We start from the raw sequence: 14,899 nt of genomic DNA on the forward strand, positions 1-14,899 counted from the left end.
TGTTCTCAAATGTCAGCGACAGCATCCTCGCTGCGACGTTCGAGGAACAACGTGTCACGCCACCGCCCACCCAGTTGAGCGATACGCGAGCGAGTCCCGACGATTCGGAACCCGACGGCCTGGTGCAGCGCGACACTCGCGCGGTTCTCGGGGAAGATCGACGACTGCACAGTCCAGATCTCGCTGGCGTCGGCGGCCTGCACCTGCTGGCGAAGCAGCAGCTTGCCGACCCCGCGACCGCGGGCACCACTGCCGACGTAGATGGAGTTCTCGGCGACCCCGCGGTAGCAGTCACGCGAGGACACCGGGCTCAGGCTCGCCCAGCCTTCGACGCGTCCGTCGATCTCTGCGACCCACCGATGATCAGGCAACCATTGAGCGTCGAGCTTCTCGGCGGATGGCACCGACGTGGTGAAGGTCGCGGTTCCGGTGTCGATTCCCTCGCGGTAGATCGACCGCACGGCGTCCCAGTCACTCGAGTCCATGCGGCGCAGAACCACATCGGAGGGAAGCAGCCCCAAGGTGTCTCTGACCGGACCGCGCGCAGCTGCGACGGCGGCCGCTGCCATCAGATCCGAGTACGCGGTTCCGGCAACACTGACAACCGAGTTGCCTTCGTGCATCGTCACCTCGACGAAGCCGACCTCGCTCAACGCCTGGAGGTGAACACCCAGGGCGGACGGTTCGAGTGATGCAGCGCGTGCGATCTCCTCGACCTCTACCGGGCCGGCAGCTGCAAGTCGAAGCACTCGCAACCGCGTGGGATCACCCAGGCACGCAAACCTGCGCGCGAGTACATCGGTGTCGAGGGGCGCGAGTGTATCTGAACTCATCTGGCGACTATAACGCCGCTGACCTGCAGTTCGGGCGGCCAGGTTCGGAGACTGGCGCCGAAGTGAGAAACAACTCAGCCACAGACCCTCGGGTACGCCGGCTAACGTGCACCGATCGACTCGGCAATCACCGGCCACGAGTTGTGAAGATCGTCCTGCCAATAACCCCAGGAGTGCGTGCCCGTTGCCCGGAAATCGTAGGTGGCGGGGATACCCAGGGAGTCGAGTCGCTCGGCCAGACGATGGGTGCACTGGTTAGTCCCGGCCTCGATGACTCCGCCCACGATCACCTGGTTGGCCAGAACGCCCGGATCACCGTTGACCATCGGTCCACCCAGATTCTCGTGTGGACCCGGTAGCCCCGTTCCGTTGCTGATGTAGAGATCGATGCCTCGCAATCTCTCGGCGTTGACCACCGGATCGTTGGCCACCCACCCCGGACCACCGACGGGACCCCACATGTTGTCGACGTTGCCGCCGCGGAATCCGACCACGAATCTCACGTAGTCCTGACCTGGCTGAGTACTCGTCTCGGCGCAACCGCTGAAGGCACCGACCGCACGATAAACCGTCGGTGCGGCCTCGGCCAGACTCAGAACCGACGTACCGGCCATCGACAATCCGGCGACGGCGTTCGCACCCGTCGTACCGAGTGTGGCGTCGACGATCGGCGGCAACTCCTGGGTGAGGAACGTGGTCCACTTGTTCAGTCCCAGAACAGGATCAGGCTTCTCCCAGTCCGTGTAATAGCTGTATGCACCGCCGATGGGATTCACGACGTTGACGTTCTTGTCGCCGAAGAAGTCGACGACGTCTGTCCGGGTCTGCCACGTAGCCGTGTCCTCGCCGCCACCGGCGCCGTTGAGCAGATAGAGAGTCGGCCTCGGCGCACTGGTGTCTGCCGGCCGAATCACCTCGAGTGGGATCACCTTGTCCATTGCAGCCGAGTAGACGTACATCGTCAGTTGACGTGCGTTGATCTGCTCGACGTGATCGAGAGCTGATCCGTCTGAAGGCAATGTCCGCGCCTGATCTGCCGAAGCCAGCGCTGCTTCACCGAACAATCCTGTCCATGCGACGAGGGCGACGACAAGTACCGCCCGAGTGCGTCCGATCCTTCTCATTGCCGCTCCTCGTGCTCGATTGCGGTGCCCGGCAACAGCTTGGTGGCGCTCGCGTCGCGGGCTTGCGGCTTGGTGGCTTGGTGGCTTGAAGTTGTCATGCCCGTTCGGAGTAACCCGAAAACATCGTGAGGAGCCGAGCCATCTCCGGTCCAATGACCGCCATGGCCGCAGGCTCGATCATCTCGTTGTGTCCGCAGCCCACCGGTATCTCCAGGATCCGGCCGGTCACGAGCGGACCCCATTCCTGGGTCGACCTTTCGCGCGGAATCGTGTCGTCTCCTCCGGTTGCCGGGAAAATCACCAGGTCTCCTTCGTAGACCTGTGGAACGAACTGGTGCGTGATTCGCTGCGAGGTTTCGTACGCACGGGCAATCCGCTCGAGGTCCCGACCGTCGACCCCGGTCTCGGTCCCGACCGACTGGGTCAACACGGCCGCCGCCTCGTCGAAGGTCAGATCTTCGTCGGTCTCGACCTCGAGACCGAGTCCTCTCAGCAGGTCCCGTACATCGAGGACGGCTGACGGCGCCGCATCGCCGTTGTCGGGGTAACTGTCCATCATCGTCAGTGTTGCGACTTCGCTGCCGGACGATTGCAATTCGACGGCCATGGCGTGCGCGATGACGCCACCGAGCGACCACCCGAGCAAGTCGTAGTGCCCTTCCGGCGACACGGCCTCCATCTCTTCGACGTAGCGATGCGCCAACTGTTCGATCGACTGATAGTCACCGTCGTCGCTGAGTGCGGGGAGCTGAAGGCCGTACACCGGTCGGTCTTCGGGCAGATACCGCACCAGACCGGCATACCCCCAGGACAGGCCCATACCAGGATGCACACAGAACAGTGGTCGCCCACGTCCTTCTGCGCGCAGCGGAACAACCACGGCGAGAAACTCTTCCATGCCGGCGCTCACAGCCGGCAGGTCGAGGCGTCGAGCAATTCCGGCGGGTGTCGGGTCCAGGAACAGCCATTGAAGTGGAATCCTGCGTTGGAATCGGGAGTGCAGTGCGCTGACGATTCGGGTGGCAACGAGAGACGACCCGCCCAGATCGAAGAAGCTGTCCGCAGTGCTCACCCGGTCGACGCCAAGAACCTCGGCGAATGCGTCGACCACTGCGTGTTCGGTCGCGGTGACCGGTTCGCGGAACTCTGCTGCGGCCGAACTGAATTCGGGTGCCGGCAGAGCCTTCCGGTCGAGCTTACCCACCGGCGTCATCGGTATGCGTTCGAGAAGTACCACCGCCGACGGAACCATGTGCGCGGGCAGTCGGTCGGCCGCGTACACCCGTATCTCGTCGCTGTCCGGGGCTTCGCTGTCCCTGGCTAGGCTGTCCCGGGCTTCACTGTCCCTGGCTTCGCTGTCCCTGGATTCGGCATCCGACGCACGCACATACGACACCAGGACCGTTTCACCTGAGGGTCCGACCTGGCCGATGGTGGCAGCGAAGTCCACGGACGGGTGTCGCGTGAGAACTGCATCGATTTCGCCGAGTTCGATCCGGAAACCACGGATCTTGACCTGGAAGTCGCTGCGCCCGATGTACTCCAGCGTGTGATGTGACCCAGTACTTGCACTGTTGTCATCGTTGGTACTGCTGTCATCACGTGCACTGCTGTCATCACGTGCACTGCTGTCATCACGTGCACTGTCGCCGCCGGACTCACGCCATCGCACGACATCTCCGGTGCGGTACATCCGGCGTCCCGGGGCTCCGTACAAGCAGGCCACAAATCGCTCCGACGTCAGTGACGCCCGATTGTGGTACCCACGTGCCATACCCGGGCCGATGATGTACAACTCCCCCGGCACACCGACCGGGACGGGTTGCAAACGCTCGTCCAGCACCAGGAAACCGAATCCCACTGCGGGCGAGCCGATGTTCACTCCTGCCCCGGGTTTCATCGAATCACTGACGCTTGCCTGCACCATGGTTTCCGTCGGGCCGTACCCGTTGTGCAGCCTCCGACCCGGCGCCCACTGCGTGACCACCTCCGGCGGACAGGCCTCGCCCACCAGATCGAGGACACGAAGCGCCTCGAATCCGTTGTCACCGAGCGCCGCCAACGCAGTCGGCGTGATGGTGGCATGAGTGACCTGCTCGCGCCGGAAAACGTCTGCCAGTTCGGCGCCACCGTACACCGCCGGTGGAACGATCACGACCCGTGCGGACGCACTGAACGCCATGGTCAACTCGAAGATGGACGCGTCGAAACTCGGCGACGCCAACTGCGAGACATGCGCATCGTGCGTGACCTCGAACCTCTCTCGAGTCTCTGCCGTGAAGTTGGCCAGACCGCGATGAGTGATGTTCACTCCCTTGGGCTTTCCGGTAGTACCCGAGGTGTAGATCAGATAGGCAGGATGGTCGAGGCGCAATTCACCAGTTCGGTCGTGGTCGGTGATCGGTTCCGGCGACAACGCCGCCACCCGCTGCTCGAAGTCAGGATCGTCGAGTTCGAGCCAAGGAACCACGTCGGGTAGATGGGTTCGGCTTCCGCGAACCGTCAATCCGAGTGAGGCTCGGCAATCGGCGAGCATGTATTCGACGCGCCCACGCGGGTAGTCGGGATCGACGGGCACAAAAGCAGCTCCGGCTTTGGCCACCGACCAGATGGCCACCACCGACTCGATCGATCGTGGCATCCCCAACGCCACGAAGGTCTCCGGGCCCACACCCCGACCGCACAGTTCCCGGGCCACACGGTTCGACCACTCGTCCAGTTCGCGGTAGCTGATCTGCCGGTTCTCCAGTGACAGAGCCACCGAGTCCGGGTCGACCGCAGCAGCGGTCGTCAACAAGTCGGGCCATAGTTTCGGTGGTACTCCCGTCTGTCCACGCGCCGGCACCAACTCGCGAGTTTCGAGATCACCGAACAGCGCAATGTCACCGATGGCCGCTTCGGGGTGCACAGTCACGGATTCGAGAACACGTACGAACATGTCGGCAAAGCTGCTGACCGTACCTGGATCGAAGAGATCAGTGGCGAAGTCGACCGCGCCGCTCATCCCTCGGGGCGCTCCACTTTCGTCGAATTCCTCGGCCAGGAGGAACTCCAGGTCCACCTTCACGACGTCGAGTTGGGGGTCGATGCCGCGGACTTCCAACTCCGGCAGTTGCAGATTCGGCCGTTCGTTGTTCTGGAATTCCAACGACACCGAGGCGATGGGAGCGTAGGCCGTCGACCGTTCAGGCCCGACCGCATCGACAACCCTCTCGAACGGAACCTCGGAATGCGCGAACGCCGCGAGGTCGACCTCGCGACAATGCGCCGCGAAGTCCCGGAACGACTGAGCCGAGTCCACCTGTGTACGCAGGGCAAGTGTTCCGACGAACATGCCGATCAGGTCATCGAGGACGCGGTCCCCTCGACCGGCGATCGGTGTCCCGATCACAACGTCGTCGGTGCTGCCGAGACGTGCCAGCAGTACTGCGAGCGCCGCGTGCACTGTCATGAATGCAGTGGACTGATGCTGCCTCGACAGCTCCTGGATACGGCGATGGAGGTCACGGCCAATCGAGAAGTGGATGCGCGAGCCGTGAAAAGTCTGCTGCGCGGGCCGGTCCCGATCGAGAGGAAGTTCCAGGAGGTCGGGTGCGCCCGAGAGTGTGCGTCGCCAGTAATCCAGCTGTTCGGAGATCACCGATGCCGGGTTTTCGCCGGAACCCAGAAGCTCTCGCTGCCAGAGGGTGAAGTCGGCGTACTGGATCACCAGAGGCGCCCATTGCGGTTCTTCGCCGTGGACGCGGGCCTCGTAGGCCGTCATCACATCCCGCACCAACGGGGACATCGAGAAACCGTCGGCGGAGATGTGGTGCACCACAACCGCAAGTACGTGTTCGCGCTCGCCTAATGTGAACAACGCTGCGCGCATTGGGATTCGCGCTGCTACGTCAAAACCTGCCGAGACCATTCTGGCAAGCTCGCCGCGGAGGTGATGTTCGGCGGCAACAGGTGGCTCGGTCAATTGCGGCAGCGCCGTGCTGTCGGTGGGCACAATGTGCTGGACGGGTTCGTCACCGCGAACCGGGAACATCGTTCGTAGCGATTCGTGGCGGGCGATGACATCGGACACCGCTGCTCTCAACGCCGGCTTGTCGAGTTCCCCGGTCAGTCGCACCACGAGCGGGATGTTGTACGCGGGCGAACTGGTGTCCAGTTGATTGACGAACCACATTCGCTGCTGAGCAAACGACAACGGGATGTTTTCGGGTCGAGGGCGCGGCTCCGACACCGAGCGTCCCGACGGTCCAGCAACCGACTGTTCGATCACCGCAGCCAAGGCTGCTACCGTCGGCGCCTCGAACAGATCCCGCACGCCGACGGAGGCTTCCAGCACTGCCCGCAGCCTGGCCGCGACCGATGTAGCGCTGAGAGAATTTCCCCCGAGGTCGAAGAAATTACCGTCGGCACCGACGCACTCGAGGCCGAGCACCTCTGCAAACACGTTCGACACCGCCTGCTCGATCGGGCCGACCGGTGAACGAAAACCCCTTGCCGTAGTGCGGATCTCGGGGCTGGGCAACGCCGAGCGGTCGAGTTTGCCGACGGCTGTCAGCGGAATGCTCTCCAGCACGACAATTGCGGCGGGCACCATGTGCGAAGGCAATCGCTCGGCCAGGGCGTAAATCAGGACCCCGGTGTCCAATCGGCCCTCTGCCGGCACGACGTACGACACGAGCCGGGCGTCTCCCGCGGGGCCGCGGTGAGCAATGGTGACGGCAAATCCGACGTTCGACTCCGCCATGAGCGCGCTGTCGATCTCACCCAGTTCGACACGGAAGCCCCGAATCTTGACTTGGAAGTCGCTGCGGCCGATGTATTCGATACGCGATTCGGCCGTCCATCGCACGATGTCTCCGGTGCGGTACATCCGCGTTCCCGGGTCACTCGGATTGGCGACAAAGCGTTCTGCCGTCAATCCCGGCCTACAGTGGTATCCCCGCGCCACTCCAGACCCGGCAAGGTACAGCTCGCCAGGCGCCCCGACGGGAACGGCTTGCAGCCGCGAATCGAGCACCAGTTCGCTTACACCCCTGATTGGTCCACCGATCGTGATGCGTTCACCAGCCGCCATCGGCGGGCTGACGTTGGACATGATCGTCGCCTCGGTCGGTCCGTAGGCGTTGTACAGCCTGCGGCCGGGCGCCCAGCGAGCGACAAGGTCGGGTGGGCAGGCTTCACCACCGAACACGACATCCGAAAGTTGCTCGAGCCCAGCTGGATCCACCGAAGCCAGTGCGGCGGTGGTGATGAACGCGTGGGTGACGGCGTGCTCGGCCAGAAGCTCCGCAAGCTCCTCGCCCCCGTACACCCCAGGCGAAGCGATCACCATGGCTGCGCCGGCGCCGAAAGCCTGCAGATACTCGAAGAGCGACCCGTCGAAACTCGGAGTGGAGAAGTGCAGTGTGCGCGATTGTGGTGTTGCACCGTAGCGTTCGACCTGGTCCCGCGCGAAATTGTCGAGGCCGCGATGAGTGACCACCACTCCCTTGGGCACGCCGGTCGACCCCGAGGTGTAAACGACGTAGGCCGCGGAATCCAACCCGATCGGACGGAGTCGGTCGCTGTCGGTCAGAGGGCGGCCCGAGAATCCTTCGCACTTCTCGGTGAAGTCCGGATCGTCGAGAATCAGCCACTCTGCGATATCGGGCAGCCGATCACGACATGCGGTAGTGGTCAATCCGACGCCGACGTTGGAATCGCTCAACATGTGGGTGATCCGCTCGTCAGGGTAGTTCGGATCGATCGGCACGAATGCAGCGCCTGTTTTGGCCACGGCGAGTATCGACAATACCGAGGTGAGAGAACGCGGAACACCGACTGCGACGTAGTCCTCGGTCCCCAGTCCTCGCGAGATGAGTACGCGAGCAATACGATTCGACAGGAAATCCAGCTCGCCATAGGTCATGCTGCCGCTCGCCGATACAACAGCGAGTGCATCCGGATCCTGCTGAACTGCCGCGTCGAAGATCTCTGGAAAAATGCGGGTCGACCCACCAACCGCACCACGGACGGGCACCAGTTGGTCGCGTTCGATCTCCGTCAGCACCGACACCGCGGCCGAGGATTGATCCGGATGGACACACGCTTCGAGCACGCGCCGCAGTCGGCCGGCGATGGACTCGATATCGCCCGAGTCGAAAACCTCGGGTAGATACTCGAACTTCAGCCGAAGCCTGGTATCGACCGACGCCACCAAACTGAGCGGATAGTGGGCAGCATCCTTCGCCTCGACGCCGGCGATGCGGATCCCCGCGTTGTCCGTATCGGTCGACAGTCCTTGACGGTCAACGGGGTACGACTCGAAGACTGTCAACGTGTCGAAGCCGATCTCCGGCCCGGAGGCGTCTTGGATCTCGGAAAGTCCGAGATAGTGGTGATCCGACAACTCCGCCTGCTCAGACTGAATCCGCTGTAGGAGAGCGCCGACACTCTCACCATGGCGCACCGTGATTCGGACCGGAATTGTGTTGATGAACAGCCCGACCATGGTCTCGATCCCGGTAAGCTCGGGTGGTCGACCCGACACAGTCGCTCCGAACACCACATCGTCTCGACCGGTCAGCGCCGAGAGGATGATCCCCCACGACGCCTGGACAATCGAATTGAACGTCAGCCCTCGGCTCCTCGCTACGCCGCGAAGTGTCGTCGTGAAATCCTCGTCCAGATCGAACATCCACTCGGCCGCCATGGTGGAGAGTCGACGCGACCGATCCTGCGGGGCTAGCAGCGTCGGACCGTCAATTCCCTGCAGTGCCCTCGCCCACACCCCGCGTGAGGCTTCCCGGTCGCGACGGTTCATCCAGGTCAGGTAGTCGAGGTAGGGGCGTGCACGCGGCAACTCCGGCGCCTCGCCGTCCGCAACGTACAGGGTCGCCAACTCCCTGATCAGAAGTGGCATCGACCAGCCGTCCAGAAGGATGTGGTGGTTGGTCAGCACAAGCTTGAACGTTTCCGGGGCAATCGCGATGAGCGTGAACCTGATCAGCGGCGCACGCGAGATGTCGAACGGGAGCGCTCGGTCCTGCGCCAGTACTTGCTCGAGATCCCGAGTTGACTTGGCAGCGAGGTCGACTGCCTGCCATGGCGCAGCCACTTTGCTTCGGACCACCTGGACGGCGCGGCCGTCCGCGTCGTGAAGGAAGGCGCTGCGCAAGTTGTCATGCCTGTCGAGCAGCGTATCGGCCGCGCGGCGAAGGCGTTCCGCATCGAGGTCGCCGACGAGGTCGAGGGTCACCTGCACGAGGTAGGCGTCGACGGACTCTTCGGCCAGTTCGGCATGGAACAGCAGACCTGCTTGCAGTGGTGAGAGTGGCCAGACGTCACTCAGGTCTTCGCACCGACTCTCGAGGTCGTCGATCGCATCCTGTCGAAGCTCTACCAGATCGAAATCCGAGGGTGTGAATCCGCCACCGCCCGCTGCGTACTCGCCGAGCCCGGCGAGTGCGTCGACCCACAACCGCGCAAGATGGCGAACGTCCTTCTCGCGCAGAATGTCCGGCGAATAGGTCCAGGCGGCAACGAGCTCCAGGTCGACTGCAATGTCGCTGCCCTCGACGATCATCACGTTGACCTCGAGGGCAGCCGCCAGTGGCAGCTCGGTGGCCGCAACTGCCCGCAGACCCTCGTCACGGATCGGTGTCCATCCCGCTGAAGCGTCGGCCTCGGATCCACCGACGCGTCCGAGGTAGTTGAAACTGATCTGAGGCGGAGAAAATTGTGAAAGTGACTGTGCTGTATCATCGTTCAGGTACCGAAGTAGGCCGTACCCGATGCCGCGTTCCGGCACGGCCCGGAGTTGTTCCTTGACAGCCTTGACAGCCAAGCCTGCAGCCGGACCGCCGGCGCAGGCATCACTCGGATCCACTCCGCTCAAATCGAGGCGCACCGGGAAGATCGACGTGAACCATCCGACGGTACGAGCAAGGTCAGCCCCCGGGACCACCGGTTCCTCGCGTCCGTGACCCTCGAGGCTGATCAACGCCTCCGGAGCGTCGATCCCACGCTGCCTCCGCCAGCGAACCAAAGCCACAGCCAACGCCGTCAACAATCCGTCCTCGACGCTCCCGTGAATCGCCTGCGGCACATCGGTCAACGCGGTTTCGGTCAAGGCCGGGGGTACCCGCATTTCGACGTCTGCTGCACTCACGCCGGTATCCGTCGTCGCCAAGGAGCGCGCGCCGAGCATCGGGTCCGAACCTCGCAGTGTGTCCCGCCAGTAGTCGAGTTCGGCCACCCGATCCGGCTCGTGCGCCGCGTCGACGAGGCCGCGCGCCCATCGACGCATCGACGTCCCGACCGGAGCCAGTGAAGGGTCGATGCCTGACTGCACCTGCGCACACGCGAGCGCAAGATCGGGGATCAGAATTCGCCAGGAGACCCCGTCCGTCACTAGGTGGTGGGCCACGAGAAGCAACCGCTTGCGCCCAGATCCCTCAGGTTCGAACAACACTGCTTGCACCATCACGCCGGTCCCCGGATCGAGCCGATCCATAGCGGCGCCAAGTGCCGTCGAGACCGTCTCGGCCACAGCGCCGTCGAGGCGCACGCGATCCACGACTGTCGGCGACCTCACCGCGCCCGCAGGTTCGACGTCCATCCGCACAACGGATTCGGGGTGGAGTGCGACCCGAAGGCCTGCTCGGAGGATGTCGTGATGGTCCAACACGGCCTGCATGGCCTGTGTCAACGTGTCCTCGTCGAGCGTGGCGGGAACCGAGAGCAGAACTGATTGGGAGTACCGGCGAAAATCTCCACCACGGTCAAGCATCCATTTGACGATCGGCGTCAATTCGATCTCACCGACGCCGCCGCCAGGTAATTCGTCGAGGACGACACGGTTGCCAGCCGTTCCGGCCGTCTCGGCCAGCGCTGTCACGGTTTTGCGCTCGAACACCTCGCGCGGTGTGACGAGAACTCCGGCAGCCTTGGCGCGGGTCACCAACTGGATGGACATGATCGAATCGCCACCGAGGGCGAAGAACGAGTCGTCCACCCCCACCTCGTCGAGTCCCAGAACGTCGGCAAAGAGGCTCGCAAGGATACTTTCCGTGTCCGAGACGGGAGAACGACTCTCGGTTGTCTGTTGCCCGAAGTCAGGTTCAGGCAACGCTTTCCGGTCCAGTTTCCCGTTCACCGTCAGTGGCAGGGCATCGAGAACCGTCACGACAGCGGGGACCATGTGTGCTGGCAACTTCGCCGAGAGGACCTCGAGCAGCGCCTTCGGAGAGACGGTTGCACCGGACTCCGCCACCACGTAGCCCACCAACCGGTCTCCGCGAGCCGCCACCGCCGACTGCGCCACTCCGGCTCCGGAGAGCAGAGCAGACTCCACCTCGCCTAGTTCGATCCGATAGCCCTTCACCTGCACCTGCATGTCATTGCGACCGAGGTACTCCAGTTGCCCGTAGTCATTCACGCGCCCCACGTCACCGGACCGGTACATGCGCGCACCGATGACTGTGAGGTCGGGAACGAAACGTGTGGCGGTGAGGCCGAACCGGCCGAGGTATCCGCGTGAGACCTGGTCGCCGGCGACATACAGTTCACCCGCGACGCCGGGCGGCACGGGGTGCAACCGCCGATCCAGCACGTACACACGCAACCCGGGCAGTGCCCGCCCGATCACCGAAGCAGATCCTTCACGCGCCAGTTCAGGATCCAGCGGTAGGTGGCTGACGTGCACGGTTGTCTCCGTGATGCCGTACATGTTGACCAGATCCGGTGGGGAGGTCCCGCGTCGGGCGTACCAGCGCGTCAGCTGTCCGAAATCGAGCGCCTCACCGCCGAAGATCACGTTACGCAATGACAGGTCCGCACCCCCGGTACGCCGGTCGGCTTCCGCCAATTGATAGAAAGCGGTAGGCGTTTGATTGAGCACCGTGACACGTTCGTCTCGGAGCAATTCGAGGAATGCCTCGGGTGACCGTGCCGTGAAATAGTCGACCAGTATCAGTCGGCCTCCGTGTGCGAGTGCACCCCACATTTCCCACACCGAGAAGTCGAATGCCGCCGAATGAAACATCGTCCACACATCGTCGTGGTCGAATCCGAAGAGCGCTCTGGTGTTAGCCAGCAAGGTCACGACGCTGCGATGAGGTACCTGCACCCCCTTCGGTCTCCCGGTGGATCCCGAGGTGTAAATCACGTAGGCCACCGAATCGGGCCGCAACGGTAGCAGCCGGTCTTCGTCGGTCACCGGACGCGGCGAAAACCTCTGCAGCGCATCACGAATGTCGGCGCTGTCCACGACTATCGCCGGCACCCCGTTGCGGCCGACTTCATCACCGCTGGCGGTGGTCGTCAGTACGCACACCGGCGCAGCGTCACGCAGCACGAAGCTCACCCGTTCGGGCGGAGACGTCAGGTCCACCGGTAGGTATCCACCGCCCGATTTCACCACCGCCAGCAGAGCCACAAGAAGTTCGAACGACGGGGTCATCGCCACTGCCACGAGTGTCTCTGGCACGACCCCCTGCGCCACCAGCAGTCGCGCGAGGCGGTTGGCTCGCTCGTCCAGTTCGCGGTAGGTCACCGACTGGCCGTCACAACGCACCGCCACGGCGTCGCCCGAAGTGAGCACCGCTCGTTCGAAGAGATCCGAGAGCGAATCATCGTTCCTGCCGATAACCGAGGGAGGCGGCGCAACCTGCACCTCGCTACGTTCGTCGGTCAGAAGAATGTCGATGTCACCGACGATCGCAGACGGATCTTCGATCACGGCGTCGATCACCCTCCCGAAGCGCTGTGCAATTCGCTCCACTGATCCTTGATCGAAAACATCCGTGGCGTAGCGGAAGCCGGCGCTGATCCCATCCGGAACGCCGCGCTCGTCGACCTGCTCCATCACACTCAGTTGCAGATCGAATTTTGCCACCTCGAGATCGATGTCGAGCGAACGGATCGTCAACTCCGGTAGTTCGAGGCGCAGGCTCGTGGCGGTCTGGAGTTCGAGTAATACCTGAAATAGGGGTGAATGCGCAGTGGAACGATAGGGCGCAAGGTAGTCCACCAGCTTTTCGAAGGGAATGTCCGCATGGTCCAGTGCGCCGAGATCTGTCGACCGCACTGTCGCCAGAGTGTCGGCGAAGGTTGCTCCGGATTCGACCGGCGTACGAAGAACCAGAGTATTGACAAACATCCCTACCACGTCGTCCAACACCGCTTCGCCGCGTCCCGCGACCGGCGTCCCGATCACAACGTCGCCTGACCCCGAGAGCCGCGCCAGCAGCACCGCGAACGCCGCGTGCAGAACCATGAAAAGTGTCGAATCATGCTGGTGTGCAAGGTCGGTCAAAGCTCGATGAACTTCAGGTGAGATACTCACCGAGACCACGGCACCTTCGGAAGAGCGCTTCGGCCTTCGAGGTCGATCAAGAACGAGCGGTGAGACTTCAGGGATTCCCGACAGCGCCTCGGTCCAGTAGGTGAATTGTTCCGCGATCGACGTACCTGGACCATCTTCTGCGTCGATGATCCCCCTCTGCCACACGCTGTAATCAGCGTAGTGGATGGGCAATGGCGCCCACCTCGGACTCTGATCCTGCGCACGGGATGTATAGGCGCGCATCAGGTCACGTGCCAGTGGCGTCATCGAGAAGCCGTCGGCCGCGATGTGGTGGACAACGATCGCAAGAACATGCTGCTCCGGTCCGGTTCGGAGCAACCTCACGTGCAGCGGGAACTCCTCGGCCACATCGAATCCCACGTCGAAGAACCCATGCAGCGCCGCAAATATCTGCTCGCCGGAAATCGGTACGGGGTGGATCCGAGGAGCAGCGAGCGCTGGTTCGACAATCACCTGGTGTGGCCCGTCCGCGGAAGTCGGGAAGATCGTCCGAAGGGATTCATGCCGTTCCACCACATCGCCGAGCGCAACTTCGAGCGCTTCGAGATCGAGGAATCCGTCGAGTTGCAGGGCAACGGGAATGTTGTAGAGCGGAGATGAGGTGTCGAACTGGTTGAGGAACCACATACGCGACTGCGACAGGGACAGTGGAATGTGTTCTGGCCGTGCCATACCCGAGAGTTCAACCAGACCCGAACCTCCGAACCCCGTTTCACCGAGTACGGGTTCCACCGGATCGATCGAGGCCGCCAGATCAGCTACCACCGGAGTGTCGAACAGCGCTTTGACCCCGAGTTTTGTGCTCGCCGCGGTGTTGATGCGCGCTATGACGCGGGTAGCGCTGAGAGAGTCCCCGCCGAGCCCGAAGAAATTGTCGTCGGCCCCCACCTGGTCGAGATCGAGTACGTCCGAGATCGCACGAGCGACCACATCTTCGTTTCGCGTGATCGGCGCGCGATATTCTGCTGCGTTGAAAGTTGTGTCCGGTAGGGCTTTACGGTCCAACTTCCCATGCACCGTCACCGGCAACCCATCCAACACCACCACCACCGACGGCACCATGAACCCCGGAAGAGACCTCCGCACCCCCTCCAACACCACCACCTCATCCACCACAAACCCCACCTCACCCACCACAAACCCCACCAAAAAATCCCCACCCACACCCGACCGCAACACCACCACCGCACCAGCCACCCCCACCTGAGCAACCAACACCGCCTCCACCTCACCCAACTCCACCCGCTGCCCCCGCACCTTCACCTGAAAATCGCTACGCCCCACAAACTCCAACACCCCACCACACCCCCACCGCACCACATCACCCGTCCGATACACCCGACCACCAGACACCCCCGACACCGGATCCGCCACAAACCGACCCACCGTCAAATCCACACGACCCTCATACCCCCGCGCCACCTGCACCCCACCCACATACAACTCCCCCACAACCCCCACCGGAACCGGCCGCAACCGCGAATCCAACACCAACACCCTCGTATTCCACACCGCCCGACCAATCGGAACACCCACCCCCACAACACCCTCCACCACATGAAACGTCACATCCACCGACGCCTCCGTCGGCCCGT

3 protein-coding genes are annotated in these 14,899 nt (G+C 63.1%); all 3 read right to left on the reverse strand.

What is annotated here, in order from left to right; translation table 11 throughout:
• Positions 1-5: 5 nt before the first annotated feature.
• The gene (locus ACFQ6Y_RS29910) at positions 6-833 is read right to left on the reverse strand and encodes a helix-turn-helix domain-containing GNAT family N-acetyltransferase (protein ID WP_378640381.1); all 828 of its coding nucleotides are present in this window, start codon (positions 831-833) and stop codon (positions 6-8) included.
• Between the two features lie 101 nt (positions 834-934).
• The gene (locus tag ACFQ6Y_RS29915) at positions 935-1,957 is read right to left on the reverse strand and encodes an alpha/beta hydrolase (RefSeq protein WP_378547979.1); all 1,023 of its coding nucleotides are present in this window, start codon (positions 1,955-1,957) and stop codon (positions 935-937) included.
• Positions 1,958-2,051: 94 nt separating this feature from the next.
• On the reverse strand, positions 2,052-14,899 hold a 12,848-nt coding region (locus ACFQ6Y_RS29920), incomplete at its 5' end, for an amino acid adenylation domain-containing protein (protein ID WP_378640383.1).

This window comes from Rhodococcus sp. NPDC056516 (assembly GCF_042794655.1).
Classification (GTDB): domain Bacteria; phylum Actinomycetota; class Actinomycetes; order Mycobacteriales; family Mycobacteriaceae; genus Rhodococcus_F.